This is a genomic window from Zhongshania sp. R06B22 (assembly GCF_040892595.1).
In the GTDB taxonomy this organism is placed as follows: domain Bacteria; phylum Pseudomonadota; class Gammaproteobacteria; order Pseudomonadales; family Spongiibacteraceae; genus Spongiibacter; species Spongiibacter arctica.
On sequence record NZ_JBFRYB010000001.1, the window covers coordinates 3,072,465 to 3,094,357 of the forward strand.

The following is a 21,893-nucleotide window of genomic DNA, read 5'->3' on the forward strand; positions in this document are numbered from 1 at the left end:
ATGCAGGGCCCGCACATTCTACCCAAGCGCATCACCGATATTCCACCGATAAATATGCAACATCAGGACAACGCAATTCAGTCACTGTTCTTGACCCCATCTATGCTCCGGCGCGGCCTCGTCCACTTCTGGTCGCAATAATCGACCCGTAGCGGCATCTTGGAACCACGCTGGCATCAGGTGATGCGAATTCTGTGCCAGCAGGCAGTCCATTTCATTTCTTAGCTCAGACTCAGAAATAGTTCTGGGGAAAACCGGGATAAAATGCCCTGAGGGCGACCCTTGCTGACGTGCGCTAACGTGTCCAATCAAGGAGTCTAAAAGCAAACGACGGCAAACATCATCGCCATCCTGTTGATCTGCCGCCCCAAGCCAGCAGATTGTCCAAACACCCTGCACCCCTGCCGTCTCTCTGATGTAAATGCCCTGATCGACATCCTGATTCGGCATCGTTAGCACATCCGGATTGTCCGCGACCATATGCGGGTCAAGCCATATGCCAAGCAGCATTTCAGAACTTATTGCGAGATTATGCTTATTCTTAAACGATAAGAAATTGTTCAGCCCAATGGTCCTGTGGGGGATATCGTCCAGGCTCCGCACCAGTGCTAACATACTCATACAATACTCCTTGCGCCCTGCCGACTACCGGAGGCACGTTGTAAGCGGTCGCGCACGGCGTCCCATGCCATTTGAGACGGTGGTTGTTCGACTAGTAGGTATTCACAAGCCCAGGTATCGACTTCTCGTAAATGCGCATAAAGCGATTGCCCATAGGGCTTGGGATCGTTGGGCATCGACAACCAACGACAGCGGCTGTGATGAGGTGCTGGGTCGCTCTGGGACAACACGGCAATCGAGTGTCCGAGATCTAGCAGCGACTGGGCCGCAGCCTTAACGGCCCCTGCCTCGACTAATCTCAGCGGCGTATCTGGCGCGTAATGGGAGTCCATGCTACCCGACACTCTGGGCGCGTCCTCGGTCTTCACACCAAGTGGCTGGCCAAGAATTTGAGCAAGTATGTCAGGCATGACGCTCCCCGGACGCAGCACGCGCGGGTATTTACCACTGAGGTCGAGAATGGTGGATTCCAAGCCTAGCTGACAACAGCCACCATCGATAACACCGTCCACGGCGTCGCCAAATTCTGCCATCACGTGAGTGGCTGAGGTGGAACTCACGCGGCCGAATCGATTGGCGGATGGCGCCGCGACACCACTGCCGAAAGCTCTGAGCAAGGCCAGCGCCACGGGGTGATCCGGCACTCGCAGACCAATAGTGTCTTGACCGCCTGTTACCGCGTCCAAGACCCCCGGTGCACGTTTCAGAATCAGTGTGAGCGGACCTGGCCAGAAGCGCTCTGCCAGCTCCCAGGCGGCATCCGGAATATCTCGCGCCCAGTATTCAATTTCGCTGGCCGCCGACACATGAACAATAAGCGGGTGATCCGCAGGTCGTCCCTTTGCCGTGAAAATACTGGCTACCGCCCGCTCATTTATAGCGTCTGCTCCCAAGCCATAAACGGTCTCGGTTGGGAATGCGATCAAACCGCCGCGTCGCAAGACCCCAGCGGCGTGCGCAATACTTTCTTGCGAGCTCGTATACAGTGCCATTCTCAAACTCCTGTGGACGTCAAAGAGTCACGCCGGCGCACAAGACAAAGCACCAGCCACTCTTGCAGAATTTTTTGCATTTCCACTCCCAGTCTTATCAGCGTCAGCAGCGCTCATTTTCATTTATCTAAATCGCCTTCTACTCGCCTTACTTATCAGTGACGGCGCCCTCCGCGGCGCTGGATACCAGCTTCGCGTACTTGGCCAGCACGCCACGGGTGTAGAGCGGCGCCGGCTGTGTCCAGCGAGCGCGGCGCTCGGCGAGGACAACATCGGAGACCGCAACCCGGATCTCGCGGGTCTCGGCATCGATGGTAATAACATCGCCGTTTTCAATCAGAGCAATGGGTCCACCATCAAAAGCCTCTGGGGTAACATGGCCAACTACGAAGCCGTGCGAACCGCCAGAAAAACGGCCGTCGGTAATAAGCGCGACGTCCTTGCCAAGCCCCTTACCCATAATGGCCGAGGTCGGCGACAGCATTTCGCGCATACCGGGGCCACCTTTAGGGCCTTCATAACGAATCACGATGACATCCCCTGCCACCACCTCACCATTGAGAATCCCCGCTAGCGCCCCCTCTTCACCGTGATAGACGCGGGCAGTGCCTTCGAAGCGCAAGCCTTCCTTGCCGGTGATCTTGGCGACGGCGCCAGTGGGCGACAGATTGCCGTGTAAAATAACGAGGTGCGAGTCCTTCTTAATGGGATTATCAAAGGGACGAATGACGTCTTGATCCGCAGGATAGTCGGCGACATTGGCGAGATTTTCTGCCAGAGTCTTGCCCGTAACAGTGAGCACATCACCGTGCAGCAGGCCAATATCGAGCATCCGCTTCATGAGTGGCTGGATGCCACCAATAGCGACCAACTCCGACATCATGTACTTACCGCTGGGGCGCAGGTCGGCGAGCACCGGCGTGGTATTACCGATCTCGGTGAAGTCATCTAGCGTAAGTTTTACGTCCACCGCATGCGCCATGGCGAGCAGATGCAGCACACCATTGGTGGAACCAGCTAGTGCGATGATGACGCGGATAGCATTTTCAAACGCCTTGCGCGTCATGATGTCGCGCGGCTTGATGTCTTGGCGCAGTAATTCCACAACCTGCTCGCCAGCACGGAAACAGTCCGATGCCTTGTCACTGCTGATCGCATTTTGTGCAGACGAACCAGGCAGCGACATGCCCAGCGCCTCGATGGCTGAGGCCATGGTGTTGGCGGTATACATGCCACCACAAGAACCCGGACCGGGGATGGCGGTGTCTTCAATCTCTTTAACTTGGATTAGGTCGATGTCGCCTTTGGCGTGCTGCCCCACCGCCTCAAACACTGAGATAATATCGGTGTGGCCATGGCCGGGTTTTATGGTGCCGCCATAAACAAAGATGGCTGGACGGTTCAAGCGCGCCATGCCGATAAGACATCCCGGCATATTCTTGTCGCAGCCACCCACCGCGACGAGGCCGTCGAAGCCTTCGCAGCCGACCACGGTTTCGATGGAATCAGCAATCACCTCACGCGACACCAGGGAGTACTTCATGCCCTCTGTGCCATTGGCGATACCATCGGAGATGGTAATGGTATTAAAGATGACAGCCTTGCCACCCCCGGCGTTGGCGCCTTTTTCAGCCTCTTCCGCCAACTTATTAATATGCATATTACAAGGCGTGACATTGGCCCACGTCGAGGCGATACCGATCTGCGGCTTCTTAAAATCGTCATCAGTAAAGCCCACAGCGCGCAACATCGCACGGGCCGGAGTCGACTCCACACCATCCACAACGAGGGCGGAATACTTACGCATATTTTGGGTTATCTCAGTCATCTCAAATCCTTTATGTAGTTTTGACCCGCGTACTTATGCCACGCGGAGTAAACGAGCACCTGCCCATCGCCGCGGCGAAGTCTGCGGTCAGTATGAGTAAAGATCAGGCGCGTCATCTTCATATACAAAGCCTCAGGGGTTGCAATAGTCACAGCGACTTGCCTCGGCGTAGGCCCGATCAGTGACCTCGCGGCTGTGACGATACGCGCACTTGAGGCATCCGTGAACCTCAGCGCGGGTTTCGCGGGTCGGCGCACTGCATTCCGCGCATGGCAGGCCGGCCACTCGATCGACAATCCAGAACCCCGGGGTGCCGCAAGCCGGGCACAGCGAAGCCAGCTTTACCACCAAATCCTCGGCAGCTAGGCGGATGTTTTGCATGCGAGTGGGGTTGGCGTGGGCGCGCCCGTCGGCCTCCAAAAAAACTCGGCCGTTTGAAGATTGTTCCAGTGCCCACGCGAATGCGGCTTCTAGCTGAGTCCAGGAGTGAATGTCTTTGCGGATACGAGGATCATCCTCGGCCTCAGGGCGGATCACCACATAGTGCTCGGGAAAGCCAATTTGATTCGCAAAAGCTGCTGTCGCATTCCAGTCTGCGACCAATTGGTGGGCGGAATTCGCTTTACCGTGGGCGCGGCCTACAAGCTCTAGGCCGCGCTCATCATCGATAAACATCAGTAATTCTACATTCCAAGGTAGCATTCCGGTGAAGGGATCTGCTCCAAAGGCGCCTTCGCTGGCAAGGCCCAGCGGCACGCCAGACATGGCCATACCAATGCGCGCTTTTTTGCGCGCCGCGTCTAGCTGGGTGCCAACACGGGGGATGTCGCGACTAAAGGTCCCCAAGAGATCGGTGTCGTATCCGGTAACGCGCTCTATACGGCAGCCGAGCGCGCTATCCAACACCGGCGCCAACACCTGTTCCTTACCGTGCTGGGTAAGTAGCGCTACGCGCTGGCCGCTATACATCATGCCAGTCATGGCTTCACCGCCGACGTCATCACTCGATAGCGCACCAGCATCACAGTCAAGGTAATAACGGTAAGCGGTAAAACAAAGCCGAGCATGGCAGTGCTATACGCTGGCAGCACCGCGTGCTCGGTGGCCGCCAGAACCAGGTACAGCACATACGCCAAGTAGTAAGCAAGAAACAGCGCGCCCTCCCAGCGGGCAACCCGATGACCCGCGGCGAAAATCGGCAGGCAGGCAAGTGCTACCACCGCCATCACCGGAATATCAAAGCGCAGCAGTGACGCGGCAACGTCAATCCCACCCGGCGTAACTAGGGCTGCGATACCCGCAATCGATAGCAGGTTAAACAGGCAGCTGCCAATCACGTTGCCGACGGCGATGTCACGCTCGCCGCGCATCGCTGCCACGACTGACGTCGCGAGTTCTGGCAGCGACGTACCAGCGGCAACGATCGTCAGACCAATAATGACCTCGCTCACGCCGAACACGCGGGCAATCATCACCGCACTATCTACCAGCCACTGAGCACCCAGCACCAGCAGTATCAGGCCACTAACAATGAGCGCAAGCTGAATGGGCAGACGCTCCAGTCGCGGCACATCACCTTCACCAAAGGCCTGAACATACTCGGCCTGTACCATGGGGCTTTCCTTACGACCTTGCTGAATAGCAAACACCGTGTAAGCCACAATCCCGCCGGTCAGCAACAGACCATCAATCAGGCCAATCCGGCCGTCGAACGCCATGATCCATAACAGCATTGATGCCCCTATCATCAGCGGGACATCAATTCTGACTAACTGCTGTGACACCACCAACGGTGTGATGAGTGCGGAAACCCCAAGGACCACCAATACATTGAAAATATTACTGCCCACGATATTGCCAATGGCGATTCCGGATTGGCCCGCTAAACCCGACTGCACACTCACCGCCAGTTCCGGCGCACTGGTACCGAAGGCGACTACGGTAAGCCCGATGACTAGGGGCGAAATCCCAAAGCGCAGGGCGAGTCGCGAGGCTCCACGTACCAAGAGTTCGGCGCCAAGCACCAGCATTATCAAACCGAGTAGCAAAAACAAAATCACCATTATGTTCATACCCTTTTCACTACAATAAGCACTTCAAAATAACCTCTAATTGCTCACACCACTGGCGAGGCAAGCAAATATAGATAGATTTACCGCCGCGACAAAAGCAGCGCTATTCAACTTAGTTATCACATCATCCCCCTTAAGATGGACTATCGAGATGACCGTACAAGCGCTGCCGCTCTAGGGTTCTGCCTGCTCGCGACACCGCGCGGTTAATCGCCACATGAATGTCCGCCTCAGTGTCTTCTATTAAAATGTCGGGCCAACCCTTGCCGTGAATATGGAGATCGCAGTGCAGCGCTGCACCGCTGCTGTCAGCGTTAGAGAGACATACCGAGATCCGCTGCACCCGATCCTGAAAACGGCTCAGTGCAAACTGTAAACGACGCTCCACATGGACGCGCAACTCCTCGGTCAATATGAGACCGCGAGTCTGAATATCAATCTGCATACTTTTTTCCGCCCCGTCTCGCCTTTAGTCACACCTAGAGCATTTACCACGCATCCTAGACTTGCTTAAGCATCAAGAAAAGCAGATTATTCTTTGCGTTTACATCGTTACAGACTGATTGAGAATTTTACTGGCCATGCTGAACTACAAACAGCTTTACTATTTTTGGAACGTCGCGAAAGCGGGAAGTATCATCCGTGCAGCCGAGCGACTAAACCTCACCCCGCAAACAATTAGTGGCCAGCTCGCCGAGCTGGAGCGAGCATTAGCCACCGATTTATTTCGACGCATCGGCAGGCGTCTAGAGCTGACATCGGCTGGCAAGCTGGCACTATCCCATGCAGATGAGATATTCCAGATCGGCAATGAACTGGAACAATCCTTACGCAGCGGCGCCACCAGTGGTGAGCAATCATTCCGGGTAGGTGTTGGCGACGCAGTGCCTAAAACACTGGCGTATCAGCTCTTGGCGCCAGCTCTCGCACTGGCTGAGCCCGTCCGCCTTATGTGCTACGAAGACAAACTAGAGCGATTGTTCGCAGAGCTGGCTATTCACCAACTCGACCTGGTGATTGCAGACAGACCACTGCCCTCCGAATTAGGGGTAAAAGGCTATAACCACGAGCTGGGCCGCTGCGCCATCAACTTTTACGCGGTGCCAGATTTGGCCGCGCGCTACCGACCCAATTTTCCAAAGTCATTGGACGGAGCTCCGATGTTACTTCCCGGGGATAAGTCGGCGGTTCAAGTACCATTGATGCGCTGGTTCAGCGAACATCAGATCCAGCCACGTATAATTGGCAAATTTGACGATAGCGCACTGATGAAAGCTTTCGGTAAAGCCGGTGAGGGTGTTTTTGCAGCGCCAACCATTTTGCGTGACGAAATTAGCAGTCAGTACGGTGCCGAGGTAATTGGCTGCGCCAGTGAGGTCATACTTCGCTACTATGCCATATCCATCGAGCGCAGACTTACCCATCCAGCGGTCATGGCAGTTAGCGAAGCGGCGAAGCACTCCTTATTTGCCGACACAGATTCTATTCGCTAGTGCGGTGTTCTTCGTATGGTATTCCCTCGCGGAAATACCTGCGTGGAATCACACTTAAAAAGGCCGCGCTTATAACTCCTCCCCCGCAGTCGCCCTGAGGAAAAGCGCTACATGCTGGTCAATATTCATGGCGACCTAGCTTTTTTCCGGCTCGTTAATCTCCACCTCTCCTGGGGTGTTCGGATGGCTTTCCAGTTTGGCCAGCCGTTCCTCTTCACACTCTGATTAGTTGAGTAAGAAATAAGCCAAAAGTTTTTGGTATCTGCAGTTACCACAGGGGCGGTACTTTTTACCTACCCCGGTGCATCGACAAACGGCTGCACCGGGGCGCAGAGTTACCAGCGGTAGCTGGCTTGCAGCGCAAAAGTACGTGGGTTATTAACCAAGCCGTGATGGGTCGTCGCCCCGGTGATGGTTTTCGCGGTCGGCGCGTCAACGCCGTAGAGCACAACCAACTCATCGCTAAGGTTTTTACCCAGCAATGCCACTTCCCACTCGCCGTCTATTGACGACAGGGCAACTCGCCCATTGAATGTTTGGTAGGCGTCCTGCTTGATGCGATCATCCAAATTCGGCGAAGGGTGATAGTCGTCGGTAAAAATGACATCAATATTGGCACGCAGCATCAGTGAGTTACCCAGCGGACGCTCGTAGGCCAGCATCAGATTACCCGAGTAGTCAGCAACGTATTGGTTAGTCTTGCCACTGAAGTCACAGTTAATACCATTGGCATTGTCAGGCACCTGATCCTGAATACAGGTGCCAAACTGGTGGTCCTGAAACTCAAAGTCGAGGAAGGCCAAGCCGCCGGCCAATATCAGGTTTTCGGTCAGGGCCATCCGGCCATCTAGCTCAATACCCTGAGAAACAGCGCCGGCGGCATTACCCACATTAAAACCCAAGGTACCGTCGAAGACACTGACCTGCAGATTATCGAACTCGGTGCGGAACAGCGCCGCATTAAGCTCGGCAGCGCCTTCAAGAAGGGTGCTTTTCAGACCCAACTCAAAGCTAAGCGCTTCCTCTTCTTCAAACTCAAAGCTACCAATCAACACTTGCTGATTAGTACCTGCAGGCGCATTGGGATTAATCGGGGTAGGGTCTGCACTAGGCGACGCATTGGAGCGTGCATCAAAACCGCCTGACTTGTAACCACGGCTAGCGGAGAAGTAGGCCATTAAGTCATCAGTGGCATCCCACTGTAAATTCACCAGCGGTGCGAACTGTACTTCTTCACGCTCACCTTTCAGGTCGTGACGCTCGGCGGCAAAACTGACCGCAGCAGCGGTGTCGACTTCACCCAGCGGCTGAATTGTCCCATCCTCAAAGCCAAATTCGAGTTTGCGCGCACCTTGTTTATTTTCCCAAGTCAGGCGACCACCAAGGGTCAGGCGGAAGGTATCCGCCATATTCCAGGTTGCCTGCATAAAGGTTGAGGCGATGGTTGATTCGCTATTGAAGTTACGCGGTGTGCGGATGCCACGGAGCGCGTTACCGGCATCACCAATACCTAGCAGCTCAAAGCCACTGGAGCCGTCAGCGCCGGGATCAGCATCACCACGGGCACCACCTTCGAGCAGGTCAGCGGCGTTAACCAGTTGCGGAATAATGTCGGAGGGCAGATATAGCGAGTCGAAAAAGTCCAGTTCGCTGTATTGAAAATAGGCACCCGCAATATACTCAAAGTTGTCGCCGGCCGGGGAAATCCAGCGGAATTCTTGGCTGAACTGCTGGTACTCTTCTTGAAACTCAACTTGGAACAGCGGCGCACCGGTGAAGTCGCAGTCACAGTCTTCATCGTACTCATAACCCATAATGCCGGTGATCGAGGTAAATTGGTGGTCGTCGCGATACCAGTCGACATTGGCTGTAAAATTATAGGTGTCGTTATTGCTGAAGTCGCCGTTGCTGTGGCGCTTGCGATCAGCGGTATTGTTCAGTACACCCTCATCGGAGTCGATATCGATAATCGAGCCGTTGGGCTGAAGCTGCAGAAAATTTAACACCGGCGCCGGCAGTAAGCCGGTCAATGCCGCCAAGCCGCCGGCGTCTGGGAATGTTGTGCGATCCATGATCTCGCCGTAGGTGCGACCTTGGAATAAGAAAACATCGGAGTCAGACGCGTAATTGGTAATAATTTCAGAGTTGCGACCGACCACATCAAAGCTACCCGCCTCGATTTTAAACTTGGCCGTGACACTGTCGCTGACATCCCAGCTGAGCTTAATGCGGAAGGTTTCTTCGCTGCGCTGAGCTTCGTCGCGGTCCAACACCAAGTTATCCATAAAGCCGTCTAGCTCGCGCTTGCGCACCGCAAAACGGTAGCCCATGCGATCATTGATCGGGCCGCTGACCACCAAATCGATAATGCGCTCGCTCTGTTCCGGCTCATAGGTGACCTGAACATTGCCTTCAGCATATTCGCTTGGGTTAGCCGTTTGGATACTGATGGCGCCAGCAATACTGTTTTTGCCCAACAGGATGTTCTGCGGGCCGCGCAGTACTTCTACTCGAGACAAATCCAGAAAGGGCGCACGCGCCAACTGAGCGCGACCGAAGGCAATACCATCAACGTACATACCCACCGATTGCTCAAAGCCTTGGTTTTCACCTGAGCCGATGCCGCGAATATAAATATCAGTGCCAATGCCGGATTCCGACATGGTGAAGTTGGGTACATAGGCCTGCAGGTCCTCAATCTTAGCAATGCCCGCCTCCATCATCTTCTCCCCACCGATGGCGCTAACGGAAACCGGCACATCCTGCAGACTTTGCGCCCGCAGCTGGGCGGTAACGACAACTTCTTCAAGCATTGGCGCGGCATGTGCGAGGCTAGCAAGTAAGCTCAATGGCAGTATGGACGATAAGGCACTATTTCTTTTTTTCATTGTGGTCCTCATTTTTCTAGAAGTACGAGCATTGCCCTAAGAATAAACTCGGGCAGATTTTTATTATGTAAGTTTAGCTACTATTTAAGCTAGCTACCCAGCTCCGGTGACGCTGGTATCACTCTAAAATTGTTCATTGAATATTTCTCACGGCAGTTTTTCTCAGGAATAGCTTATTGAGACATTGGCCACAAGGTATGTTTAACAAGTTTTTCGGCGAATGAGAAGATATTACTGACAAAGATCGATAATAAGCCGCCATATTCAAAGCCCGTAACCTTCCGGCCATCCCATCCTCAATAAGGAATACCAATTGAGTGGGAGTCGCTAACAAATATTTGAGACACGATGCTTCGGCATTTTACCCATGACGTCTTTCAGCTAGGCCCGCGGGTCCAGCCCATTTATCTTCGCTGATTGGATCAAGGTCATGATATTCGCCACGTGTTGACGACTGCGCAATGGGCCCGCAAATAAGCAGTTCGAATGATCGAGCTACCACTCGTAGTAACGCGAAGAAAGTGATCAGAGGACCAGCGACAGCCCGCCAGTGACTATGGCAAAAAGAGCCGACAGCCAGATCAGTGTCATCCAAGGGAATGGCGGCTGAGGCGGCTCCACCGCCAATTGTTCCTCCAAATAGGTTCGCAGCAACTGGGTATTGCGTGTGTTGGCCTTATAAATGGCATCAAAGGCATCGCCCACTACGGGCAACAGTCCGCCGAGAAAATCAATCCCCATATTACGCAGCATCCGCAGCTTCACGTCCTTGCTAGCCCCGGCCCGCTGTGCCTCGACCAGTACGTAGCCAGAAAGCAGCAGCCCTGCCACGTCACCCACCACCGGAATCAGGCCGATCACAGCCTCGGCGCCAATCTGAAATTTGGTGAAGGGAATGCCAATGCTACTATCGGTAAAGCGGCTGAACTTATCCAATCTCTCAAGCGTCGCACGCTGTTTAGCTTCAGTTAATTTGTCCATAGTTTTCCTACTCTAGGATCAATCAGCCCCTTTGCTGCATTCTTGGTCCTCGCCCTATTAGCCCTGAAGCTAATAATCGCGCGCTGCTTGCAGACCAGTTTCGAATTCGGTCGGGGGAAGTTAATTTTCCGAAGTATATGGTTAATTTTATTCGGTATCATCATCTAGAAGGAATCAGGAGGACAGATTGTGCATATGACTGTGAGCAATACCACCTAGCCACGCGATTATCTGGCGAGCAAGATCTGCGCTCAAATAAACTTAGAAATAGTAGAGACTACTTAACAACATACCGTAGCCTCTGTCGAGACACCAAAACACCGCCATCCCGCCCATAGTATAAACCGCGACATTGCGCATAAGCGGGCCTGCGCCAGCAAACAGTTTTCGCAGTAACATAAACGCCAAGGCCAGAGCACCTACAAATAGCAACTGGCCTATTTCAATACCCACATTAAAAGAGACCAATCCCGTCAGTACATCACTTTGTGGCAAACCCAGCTCCGCAAGTACACTCGCAAAACCCAAGCCATGAATAAGGCCGAACACCGCGACTATTGGCCAGCGCACTCGCCGCGTTCCCGCTGCGCCATAGCTAAGCTCCACAGCCAGGTAAAGAATTGTGGCGGCAATTGCCAGCTCCACCCACGCCGCCACCTGGGGAATAATCCCCAAACTTACCAACGCCAAGGTTGCACTGTGGCCGACGGTAAACGCGGTAATCGTCAGTGTTAGTTGTCGCCAAGACCTCGCCAGCAGCAGCAACCCGGTAACAAACAGCAAGTGATCAAGCCCGATTAAAATATGCTCGACGCCAAGAACAAAGTACTGCTCCACAACGGCTAAGGTACTTGGCACGGCGGGTACCCTAAAGGTTTGGCCATCACGTCTTATCAGTTGGGTATATTCACGACCATCAGCGAGAGAAACCTTAATGAGTGCTGCGGTTCGACTCGCGGTTAAGCCAGTGATCTGAATATCCTGCCCCTCAAGACCGCCGGGACATTTCAACTGCCAGTGGTATTCGATAGCCGTTCCCACCGCGCGCTGAGTCGAACCTGTCAAAACAGAACAACTTTCGGGCAACACGGGCTCCGGACTCGCCTGCTCACTTGAGGCTGGCGTTCTCCACAGCACATTAAACTGCTGGTTCTTGCCGCCATCAATCTCTAACAAAGATGGGGCTAGCTTATGAGCAAAGCACGGCGCAGCGTATAAAAGAAACAATAGACAAAGTAGACGGATCATTGCAGCTCTCCGCCAGCGGTGACTCCGTAGCCGCTCCTCAATTGCACAAGATAGGCCTCAAGCGCTACTTTTTCTTGCTCCTCCTGCCAACGCTGTGCGAGCTCCCTTCGCACCGTATTAAAGTCTTGCTGCTGGCCAGTATCTATCGCCGTTACTCTAACGATGTGTTGACCAAATACCGAGGGTATCGGGCCTTGCCACACCTTGAGCAAAAACTGTTTTGAATTAAAATATTCACTGAATGACACGCCGAAAACACTCGTTACATCCCGCAATGACTTAGCAGTGAACTGCGAACCAGGCAGAAAAACATCACCCAGACCCTGAGGGGATGAATCAGCCTGCAACTGCTCAAGTGCCAATGCGGCGCGCTCAACGGGATCTCGCTCTCGATCAACGCTGAAAAATAGATGTTCAAAGGTATAGCGCGCAGGTTCTTGCCAAGCAGATAAGTCTGCCTGATAGATATCCATCAACTCTGCGTCTGTCGGGGTGCCTGTCGCCTGACTTCGACCCACACTCACCATACGCTGAAGTATACGGGCGCGTATCACCTCGTCGGACTCATGGATACCCAGTTCAAATGCCGCGCGGATTTTTTCTTTATCACTACCCTCAAAACCGAGGAAATTTGCGTTACGCAATAGACGCTGAAGAATGACACTGTCGTCACGATGAAAATTCAAACGCAATCCTTCGGCAAACAAAATACGTTTATCTAGCTCCTTCGCGACCAGCTTCTTGATGTCGTCCGGTGCTGGCATCCTAGCCGTCATAGTAAAAAAATCATCTACTAATAACTGAGTAGTAGCATCATCCAATGACACCAGCTCGTAGGTTTTTGCAAACCCCCGATACTGTTGTAACCCGAACAGCAAGATGCCAATAAGCAGGAAATGTAACAGCGGCTGCCGAAATAAAAATATCACTATCTGCCCTTGGGACCGTTTAGCCTTAAGTACCGCTAATGAATATCACTCTACGCCGTAAGCGCGAGCGTGATGTTAAAACCCTGTGAATTGTGCGCTTACTCGGTAAGCTCCTCGGCTGCCATACTGTGACAATGCGCTAACTGTTTGGCAAATAGCGCGCTCACCTGCTCCGGTTTTTCAAGACTCGGAAAGTGGTCAGTTCCGCGGGTCTCAATGACTTGCGCTTTTGCTGACTGGCGGGCACTAGCTAGCATAGCCTTCCGCCACAATACTTGGTCACGCTCCCCCGCAATCAAGCACACCGCTGCGAAATGTTCGTAATAGCTGGCATCACTTTTTAACTGCCATTGAATAATATCGGCCACTTGCAAAACCACTGTCGCATACTGCTTAGGAGTATAAGGGAAGGCGGCAACAAGCTTATTTTTGTAGGCGGTCGGCTTCCGTATCATCAAAGCCCGCCGGCGCTTTTCCTCTGGCAAGAGCCGCAGCACAGTAAAAACAAATGGCAGTAGATAGAGGCCAACCGGTTGTAAAAAACGCTCTGCATTATTAGCTAAACGCCCTTGGGGAACAACCGCCGCCTCTAGTACTGCGGTCGCCACTCGAAATAGGTCCGGTTGTTGTCGTCCAGCTTCCAAAACCACAGCGCCGCCCCGAGAATGACCATGAAGGTAGACGGCGCTATCTTTAGCAAAGTGTTCAACCACCTTGACCATACAAAACGCGTCATGGGCAATGGTTCCTGCTTTGTGCGGGTTGATCTGCCACCACACGGGTTCCGGCGACGGCCGAGCTCCAAACGGATTCTGATAGTTAGCGTTATTAATAATGATGAGCCGTGCTGGCGTCTCCCTGTGAACTTTCAAAAAGTAACGCATGTCCTCTAAAAGTCCGGGGAAGCAAATCACCGTTGGCGAGCCCTCCGAGAGCTGAGAATCAATATCCCGCTCGGGGATACAAACTAAATTATCGCCCAGCGTCAGTAATTCACCACTAAAGAATTCAGCGGTGGGCGCAGACCATGATTTGATTGCCAATAGAGATCTAGCTAAATGGACAAATAGAGCAATCCCTATTAGTGACCACAGTAGTGTTGACATAATATTTCTCTTCTCCGAATACCGGAACTATCAAACCTTTACTGGCTCTCAAAACTGCTTTAGCTTGAACAGGTTTTAGGCCAAGCGCGTTTTCAATCCGGCGCGCTCTAGTTTTGGGCCAAGTGGCAATTGGTCTAGTCTATAGCCACACTGCTCTGCGAACCAAATATTCACTTCTTCTTGTTGCTTGCCCGGCAGTTTTAAGCATAACTGCTGCATACGCTGAGCCATCCAAAGAGTGTAAGTCCAAGTGGCGCGTTTAAAGGTTTGTTCCCCCATGGGGAAACTGACCTCCTTAAGAAAGCGCGGAATTATGTCACCTGGCTGTTTGTTTGCTCTTATTACAAACTGATTAAGGTCTTGAGCAAAGGCCTTAAGCATTGGAATAAACTCTGCATACACCCGATCCAAAACGGGAACTAAGGTCGGTGGAATCTCATCATTAGGATAAAGTCCCTGCCCTACAGACTCACCACCATGAGCACGCTTTACCCATGCTTGTAATTTTGGCCGGGGCTCGAGCAATATACGTTTTGGCGCAGGGTCTCGATTCAAGTGACCATAGAAAGACGCTACTAAGCCGTAGTCAGCAATAGTAGGCTGGCCACCTAAAAGGTAATCGTGCGTTGAAAAGTGCTGCTCTAACAGATCGAGCATATTCTCAGTCCATTCCTCAATCATTTTATGTTGCTCAGGGATAAAGCCGACAACCGGGCGAGCGGCATCCAGTCCCCTAGCAATAACTTGCCCCGGTACATTTTGAATAAACTGAGGAAATCCTGGCAAAAACGCTTCTCCAGCTTCTTTTACAAATAGCGATTTGTTTTCAGGGTATGACCAACGGTAATGCATGGCGGTAGGGAGCCAGTATTCACCGGCCCAGGCTTCGAGCAATAGTGAAGCAATGTATTGTTTTGGCGTATTAACACTAATCGAATTATCTTGATGACGCTTTTCAAGCGCTTCAATAATCATGGTACTGTCTTGTAACCAAAGACCCTCTCTGGTTTCAACAACAGGCATTACCCGCACCCCAGTTTTTCTTGGAATTTTTACCAACAAGTCAAAGCCGTTTATTTTTTTATCAAAATAATTCAATCCCTTATAGTTCATATAGGCTCGCACCTTTCCCGAATACATTGAAAGCTGCCAGCTATACAGAGTGTAATCGTAATTCATCAATATATTCCTGAATAAAAAAATGTACTGCATATCAGTGAGAAGGCACAAACCTTGTTATTGATATGGTGAAAGCCTTGTCTAGAATCCAACAGTTAAAAATGGCTTTTCTAGACATGTATTTACGTCCTTTGGCAGCGACGCTCTCCGACACCATGCTCGCATTATTAAACCGTTTGAAAATTTTCTTCGCCCTAGGCGATTGCCTATGGCGACATGGCGTTTAACCGCATCAGCAATAGGCATTTTAAAAAAGCCGGCTGCAATATTGCTAACACCGACATCATGAGAAGCTAACTCTGTCAGTAAAAGGCACTAGTACACCTGAATCGCGGAACTCCAAGCGCGCTCCTGAATCGTCGCAGGAAAGTCAGGCCGGGGATTAAGTCCTGCCCGAATAGCATCCCAGGTAGACCAACGGCAACTTGGATTTTCTAATACTCGCGCGTAGTAAAATGCTCGCTGGCCCTGAGAGTAGCTAGGGTCGCGCCACACTGTGCGCAACTGCGCCGCGCCGCTAGACGCTGAAAGCTCGCAGTTGCTTAAGTCCACGTTAGCGCCGTTGTCCGGACAACGTTGAGTGACTGGATCTACGTCCACCCCGCCGGCACAAGCTGTGTCATACACCGCCTCATGAACCTCACCATCATCGTCGATCCACCCTTTTATAATTTGCAGGCGCTGCAGCGGGGCGCTATTTGCATCAGCCATTGCCCACAATATAAAAGTCGGTTGCTGCTCGTCTTGCAGCGTTAAATGTCCACCCATTGTGACACCACGCTTATAGGCCTCGGCAAGCACATCATTGCTTTTAAGCATATCGTCATCAAAGTCGCTACCAGCGAAAAAACGTAGCGAAATACGCGGTCCCGAGGTCGCAAACGTTTCGCCACGACGAAAGGCTTGATAGATATGCTCGCGGGTATTTGCCTCCGCCCACACGCCGGCTAGACCGGACGCTCCGAAGGTGGGCAGTGCGCCGCCGGTATAGGTTTTTCCGTCGACTGTTTGCACCAAATCCTGCGTAGCTAGTTTAATGGCCAGCCCTTCCCACCAAGCGAATGGAACTGAGCCACGCAGTTTTCCGTCAGCGGAGATCAAACCCAGTTTAGACACATAGTCGTCTTCGCTTACACCGCTGGCCGCATTGTGAGTATCACTTGAGCCAATCACTGCAAAGTCGTAAGGATTGCCGACGCCCATCTTTTCTAAAACCAGTCCTCGCTTCAGAGCGTGGCGCACATAACTGCCCTCAGGCACGCTCATTAAGGAGGATGCGACACGTTCATTGGTAATTTCGAAACCTGCCCATTCGTCCCGTGTCGACAAAGCGGGATGGGTTTCCGAGGTTCCCTTAATTTGAGTAATTTCGACCACCGGTTCATTACGCAAGCGCTGCTGAACATAAGCCGCGTCAATAGGGCTGCCATCGCTCTTGGTCATTTCAAACATGTGACCGTTGGAACCATTGGAATTATGAGGAATCGCTAAACTCTCTACGCCCTGCTCACGCATTGCGTCCATCCAGTCCCATAAATCTTCAGGGTTCGCAGAGTGCAAGGTAGAAAAAGGTTGCACTGGCAGTTGCTCAGTATTCCGAAAAATAACGTTGCGGTGTAGATTGCCGGCATCGGCCGCAGTAGAGGTAAATTCATAGGCCACCAAAGTGGTAAATTTACCGGGCTCGTTATAGCGTCGCGCGGCTTCCACCGTTTCGCGCCAAGCGGCCGACATCACGTCAAGCGCATCACTGACAGGAATTTCACCTGATTTAATGGCATTCACATTTTCGGGCAGGAAATTTGAAAAAGCCTTTATGCGCTTTAGGGTACTCAGCAGATCAGTACCCCGTCGCTCAGGATCATTTAAGCCGTGAATACTCTGAGATGAATTGTGCTTGGAATAATCGCTACCCACCGTGGCCGCTTCCCTAGCGACCCCCATAAACATGGCGTGATCGCTTACCGCATAGAAATCCAGCGGCTCTCGCAATTTCATTTCAAATCCAGCCGGATGCTGCAGCGGCTCGCCGCGGGCGTAGCGATAAGCATCTGCCGGCGTAGCAATAGTACCCACCGAAAAGCCATCGAATGACAAAGTAGTATGGACATGCACATCACCAAAAAACGGCCGACGCGAGCCATCCTCGACGACTCTTTGATCTTGATCTGCGGGAGCCGGCAGTGACAACACACGGTAATCTGCCTCAAATATCTTACTGCGCAGTGTGTCGACAAGGTGCTCTGCGCCGACACTAGGTTGTCGCTGACTAAACCACAGGGCCGCGCCGCCTGAACAAATCAAGACAGCCACTACAATTACTTTTTTACTCATCTAAAATTCCTTTTCGCTCGATGCCTTATTATTTCGCATTTTATTTTCAATATTTAGTTATGCTGTTCACTGCACGCTGATACCGAGCAATCTAATGTCAATGACGACGATTTCAAGGATTTATTCGAGCGAAGCTGTGTGCGCCAATTACCTTTCCTGCTCACTCAAATACCAACATGCGCACTCAATTACGCCGCTGAATTACTAATAAAAGGCAAATAACGACCCTACTGCTAGCAGCAATGACAGCAAATTTATTATTTTGATATTTCTTGAATTAATATCTTATAAAAAAATTACTCTGCCGTTGCCGGGTACACCGCTTCTTTGTCTGCTGCAGTGACGCGCTTATCAAAGCGCAGGCCACCCAGACGCAAGTAACGCAGCGCCCAAATATCGCGAATGTAATTCATATGCAAATTCCAAGGCATTTTATTGCCTTGTTTTGGCAGCGAATCCATGGCGCGCTGAACGTAGCCAGATTGCAGATCTATTTTAATTGCCTCTGTAATTCCTTCGGCAGGAATCTCGGGCCGCACCACACTGAAATCCTTCTTATCCATGTAACGGATCAGTCGGCACACGTAATCGTCTACCAAATCGGTCTTCAAGGTCCAAGATGCATTGGTGTAGCCGACCGAGAAAGCAAAATTAGGCATACTGCTGAGCATCACACCTTTATAATTGTACAAATCCGGCAAGTTGACCGGCTGCTTGTCTAAAGCCAGTGAAACGTCTTTGAGCAACTCCATCCTTAAACCAGTTGCAGTGATAATAATATCGGCATTCAGCTGCTCGCCTGACTGCAGTTTTATTCCGTCGGCATTAAAATTTTCAATATGGTCGGTGACCATGGTGACCTGACCATCTCTAATGGATCGAAATAAATCACCATTCGGTACTAGGCACACCCGCTGATCCCAAGGATTATAGCTTGGCGTGAAATGCTTCTTGATGTCGTATTCCGCACCCAGTTTCTGACGCAGCTGACCGAGTAAGAAGCGCTTGGCGACGACCGGCCGCCGCTTGGAGAGCTGATAGAAAAACATCTGCATCAGAATATTCTTCCACCGCACAATGCTGTGTGTCCATTTTTCAGGGAGTTTGCCGCGCAGGCGGTTAGCCAGCGCATCTTCCTCGGGCGCGCCGATGACATACGTCGGCGAGCGCTGCAGCATGGTCACCTTGGCGCCCCCTTTAACTAGGTTGGGTGCCAAGGTCATAGCGGTTGCGCCACTGCCGATAATAATGACCCGCTTACCCGAGTAATCCAGCTCTTCCGGCCAGTGCTGCGGGTGAATAATGGGCCCTTTAAAATCGTCTCTACCTGCGAACTCCGGCGTGTAACCTTGCTCGTAGTTATAATAACCGGTGCAAATAAATAGAAAACGCGAAGTCATACGCGTGATCTCACCGCTGGCCACCTCCTTAATATCGCACTGCCAGCATTGGGTATGACTGCACCAGTTGGCCGCGACCAACCGTTTACCAAAGCGGATATTTTTATCTACGCCAAACTCCTGAGCAGTTTCGCTTAGGTAAGCGCGAATGTCTTCACCCGGTGATATTGCCTTACGTGACGTCCACGGCTTAAATTTATAGCCGAAGGTGAACATATCCGAGTCCGACCGGATACCGGGGTAGCGGAAAAGATCCCAAGTTCCACCAATGGCCTGGCGCGACTCCACAATAGTGTAGGTCTTTTCTGGAAAGTGCTTTTGATAGTGGACAGCCGCACCGATACCAGAAATACCGGCGCCGATTATTAGCATATCGAGAGTTTCCATCGTCATTCAAACCTCACAAATGATAAGTAAATTCTGCAAACACTCGTCTGCCCGGAGCCATTACTCCAGCATGAGAGCCCGGTTGTATCGGCACATCATTACCACCCAATAGTATCGTTTTATCAGTTGCATTTTTAACACTGACAGTAAACTCCCAGTCTCCATCCAAACCGGCAAGCTTTAAGCCACCACCGACTTCGGTATGGCCACTCATAGAGGCTACCGGATCCAAATCCACGGTAGTATAAAGGTGAGAGCGGTAGGTCATTGTTATACCCACACCTATGTCCACCGGAATACTCTCTCCTAGCAATGGAATCATGCGGCTCAAACTGACCAAGGGTGCAAAACTTACCTCCCATTCCGGTGCCCGCGACAACTCCCGGCCACTCAAGTCACAGACGTCGCCAGACTCTGATTCTGTGGTAAACGGGCATTGAGCAGCGGGGTATTCGTCATAACGGGCATGTAGGTAGGCTATGGAAGCACCCAAGACCAACCAGGAATTAGGGATAAGCTGGCCATCAAGTTCAGCGCCATAGCTAGTAGCCGTCGCAGCATTACCTACCGAGAAGTTTATGCCGTCGAATAAACTAACCTGTAAATCGTCGAACTCGGTGTAAAACAAACCAATGTTAAGCGTCGCCGCGCCGTCGTAAAACCGGGTTTTCACACCGGTCTCAAGCGTGCTTGCTTGCTCCGGTTCAAAGGTGAAATTATCCTTGGTCACGGCCTGCTCGTTGTAGCCACCCGCTTTAAATGCTGTGGCATAGGTGCCGTAAAAAGTAATTTCATCGCTCAAATTGTAGCGCACGCTCAACTTTGGCGAGACATCATCTTCGGTGCGATCCCCGCGCTCATCGTAGCCTTCCTCACCAAGAAAAATATTAAACATAATGTCTGATAATGCATCCGGATGCGCTAAAATGCCCTGAGCTACCTTTCTTTCTTTAGACACGCGCAAGCCAGCAATCAGCGCCAGCTTATCCGTCACATTCCAAGTAGCCTGACCAAACAGAGCAAGCGAGCGGGTATTTTGATCAAAGAAGCGGTCATTATTCTGCGATGCAGCGGCTGCATTATTCAGCCCGAGCAGATTTGCCAGCCGGCCCACGGGACTAACTCCTCCGGTACGGGCCGCTTCCACAATTTCCAGTGCCTTCGAGGTATTCAAGAAAAGTCGAGAATTACCGATAATATCGGCATCAAACAGATAGGCCCCAGCAACCCACTCCAACCATTCCCCCTGTGGCGACGCCACACGAAATTCAGCCGAGCTCTGCGCATAGTAGTCATCTATGTCCAAGCTAATCGCATCTATGGGACCCATATCAGCATCAAACATTTGATCGCGATTAAAAAAAGAATGGCCAATAATCGCCGTCAGTAAATAATCGCCCAAATTATAATCGAACTGCAATGAATAACTGTTGCCAATGCGGTTCGTGTCTTCGCGCTGATTGATAGATCCTTGATGATCACTATTATCCGCCTCTATCTGCGGATCGTAACGGCCGAAAACATCTAGGGTGTAGTCTTCCGCCTTAATCAGTTGTAGACCGAGGCCATTGCCGTAGACCTTGGCGCGGGTCGCTGAAAAATTAATATCGAGACCTTCTACCCAGTTAGGCGCATGCAATTTGAGTCTGCTAATCCTTATATCCCTAGCTGTCTCGAACTCATCCACATTCTGCCGATGGGGGTTATCTGCCGGGTCAAGATCAAAGACTGAATTTCGCACACTGCCGTCCTTCTTGTCTTGATCATGACTTACGCGGAAATTCAAAATACCGTCAATCAAAGGGCCGGCTAGCGCGAAACGGGCGCGCTCTCTATTTAGGTCACCACCCTGCACTGCTAGCTTGCCAGTAAATTCATCTGTGGCTTGCCCGGTGGTGATATTAAGGGCACCTGCGATGGCGTTTTTGCCAAACAATGTACCCTGCGGCCCACGCAGGACTTCCACCTGCTTAACATCGGCCAAGGCCTCAAGCAGGTAATCCTGCCTTCCGTAATAAATGCCGTCGATTGCTAGCGATACCGAACGCTCAAAACCTTTATTGTTGCCCGAGCCTAGACCGCGCATCGTCACAGCACCAAAGGATGGACTCGCAGTAATAACTAAATTCGGAGCGAGCTGCGAGAGCTCATTGACGTCGGTGATGCCTTGCTCGTCAAGAAACTGTTCGCTCATAACGGTGATTGAAATTGGCACATCACGGATGTTCTCGCTACGTTTTTGAGCGGTGACCACTACCTCTTCTAAGCGCGAAGATTGTGAGTCAGTCTGGCTCACTCCGGACTGCGCCAATGCCAGCGTGGAGTGTATTAAAACTACGCCGACGGTTACTGCCGCACACTTATTGATTCGCATATTTTTCTCGCATTATTATTTTATTGTTTTATATATACCGCTCACTCCACTCCCACGCTTA

Annotated in this window: 17 protein-coding genes; 2 read left to right on the forward strand and 15 right to left on the reverse strand. The window is 51.7% G+C overall.

The features are described 5' to 3' along the window. Positions 1-81: 81 nt before the first annotated feature. The 6 genes from AB4875_RS13990 to hpf form a co-directional block, all read right to left on the reverse strand. Positions 82-621, reverse strand: a complete 540-nt coding sequence (locus AB4875_RS13990; protein WP_368376675.1) for a hypothetical protein — start codon at positions 619-621, stop codon at positions 82-84. Further along, a complete protein-coding gene (locus AB4875_RS13995; RefSeq protein ID WP_368376676.1) occupies positions 618-1,613 on the reverse strand; it encodes an L-threonylcarbamoyladenylate synthase in 996 nt (331 codons plus the stop codon). The genes AB4875_RS13990 and AB4875_RS13995 overlap by 4 nt, the downstream gene beginning before the upstream one ends. A gap of 148 nt (positions 1,614-1,761) precedes the next feature. Further along, positions 1,762-3,441, reverse strand: coding sequence for a dihydroxy-acid dehydratase (gene ilvD / locus AB4875_RS14000; RefSeq protein WP_368376677.1), 1,680 nt, complete (start codon positions 3,439-3,441; stop codon positions 1,762-1,764). 132 nt (positions 3,442-3,573) lie between these two features. Continuing rightward, complete coding sequence (locus AB4875_RS14005; protein WP_368376678.1) at positions 3,574-4,422, reverse strand: DUF6671 family protein; 849 nt, start codon at positions 4,420-4,422, stop codon at positions 3,574-3,576. Then, on the reverse strand, positions 4,419-5,504 hold the full coding sequence (locus AB4875_RS14010; RefSeq protein WP_368376679.1) for a calcium/sodium antiporter: 1,086 nt from the start codon (positions 5,502-5,504) through the stop codon (positions 4,419-4,421). Before AB4875_RS14010 ends, AB4875_RS14005 begins: the two co-directional genes overlap by 4 nt. Before the next feature lie 142 nt (positions 5,505-5,646). Next, the gene (gene hpf, locus AB4875_RS14015) at positions 5,647-5,958 is read right to left on the reverse strand and encodes a ribosome hibernation-promoting factor, HPF/YfiA family (protein ID WP_368376680.1); all 312 of its coding nucleotides are present in this window, start codon (positions 5,956-5,958) and stop codon (positions 5,647-5,649) included. 136 nt (positions 5,959-6,094) lie between these two features. Between hpf and nhaR the strand changes: the two genes are divergently transcribed. After that, on the forward strand, positions 6,095-7,006 hold the full coding sequence (nhaR, locus tag AB4875_RS14020; RefSeq protein WP_368376681.1) for a transcriptional activator NhaR: 912 nt from the start codon (positions 6,095-6,097) through the stop codon (positions 7,004-7,006). 335 nt (positions 7,007-7,341) lie between these two features. On the opposite strand, the gene AB4875_RS14025 is transcribed toward nhaR, so the two are convergent. The 6 genes from AB4875_RS14025 to AB4875_RS14050 all read right to left on the reverse strand — a co-directional run bounded on the left by AB4875_RS14025 (position 7,342) and on the right by AB4875_RS14050 (position 15,337). Then, positions 7,342-9,894: a TonB-dependent receptor gene (locus AB4875_RS14025; RefSeq protein WP_368376682.1), complete on the reverse strand. Its 2,553-nt coding sequence runs from the start codon at positions 9,892-9,894 to the stop codon at positions 7,342-7,344. 525 nt (positions 9,895-10,419) lie between these two features. Continuing rightward, positions 10,420-10,875, reverse strand: a complete 456-nt coding sequence (locus AB4875_RS14030; RefSeq protein ID WP_368376683.1) for a DUF4112 domain-containing protein — start codon at positions 10,873-10,875, stop codon at positions 10,420-10,422. A gap of 261 nt (positions 10,876-11,136) precedes the next feature. Then, positions 11,137-12,123 carry a HupE/UreJ family protein gene (locus AB4875_RS14035; RefSeq protein ID WP_368376684.1) on the reverse strand — a complete coding sequence of 329 codons (987 nt, stop codon included), beginning with the start codon at positions 12,121-12,123 and terminating at the stop codon, positions 11,137-11,139. Next, entirely contained in the window at positions 12,120-13,052 is a 933-nt protein-coding gene (locus tag AB4875_RS14040; RefSeq protein ID WP_368376685.1) for a peptidyl-prolyl cis-trans isomerase, read from the reverse strand. The genes AB4875_RS14035 and AB4875_RS14040 overlap by 4 nt, the downstream gene beginning before the upstream one ends. A 98-nt stretch (positions 13,053-13,150) precedes the next feature. Continuing rightward, the gene (locus tag AB4875_RS14045) at positions 13,151-14,158 is read right to left on the reverse strand and encodes an alpha/beta fold hydrolase (RefSeq protein WP_368376686.1); all 1,008 of its coding nucleotides are present in this window, start codon (positions 14,156-14,158) and stop codon (positions 13,151-13,153) included. A 75-nt stretch (positions 14,159-14,233) separates the two neighbouring features. Continuing rightward, positions 14,234-15,337: a glutathione S-transferase family protein gene (locus AB4875_RS14050; RefSeq protein ID WP_368376687.1), complete on the reverse strand. Its 1,104-nt coding sequence runs from the start codon at positions 15,335-15,337 to the stop codon at positions 14,234-14,236. 77 nt (positions 15,338-15,414) lie between these two features. On the opposite strand from AB4875_RS14050, the gene AB4875_RS14055 reads away from it, so the two are divergent. Beyond that, positions 15,415-15,564 (forward strand): hypothetical protein, encoded by a 150-nt coding sequence (locus AB4875_RS14055; protein WP_368376688.1) that lies wholly within the window; start codon positions 15,415-15,417, stop codon positions 15,562-15,564. Between the two features lie 88 nt (positions 15,565-15,652). Here the strand turns inward: AB4875_RS14055 and AB4875_RS14060 are convergent, their stop codons facing one another. The 3 genes from AB4875_RS14060 to AB4875_RS14070 form a co-directional block, all read right to left on the reverse strand. Further along, the gene (locus tag AB4875_RS14060) at positions 15,653-17,671 is read right to left on the reverse strand and encodes a DUF3604 domain-containing protein (protein WP_368376689.1); all 2,019 of its coding nucleotides are present in this window, start codon (positions 17,669-17,671) and stop codon (positions 15,653-15,655) included. 296 nt (positions 17,672-17,967) lie between these two features. Beyond that, on the reverse strand, positions 17,968-19,464 hold the full coding sequence (locus AB4875_RS14065; protein WP_368376690.1) for a flavin-containing monooxygenase: 1,497 nt from the start codon (positions 19,462-19,464) through the stop codon (positions 17,968-17,970). A 7-nt stretch (positions 19,465-19,471) separates the two neighbouring features. Beyond that, on the reverse strand, positions 19,472-21,832 hold the full coding sequence (locus tag AB4875_RS14070; RefSeq protein ID WP_368376691.1) for a TonB-dependent receptor: 2,361 nt from the start codon (positions 21,830-21,832) through the stop codon (positions 19,472-19,474). Positions 21,833-21,893: the final 61 nt, after the last annotated feature.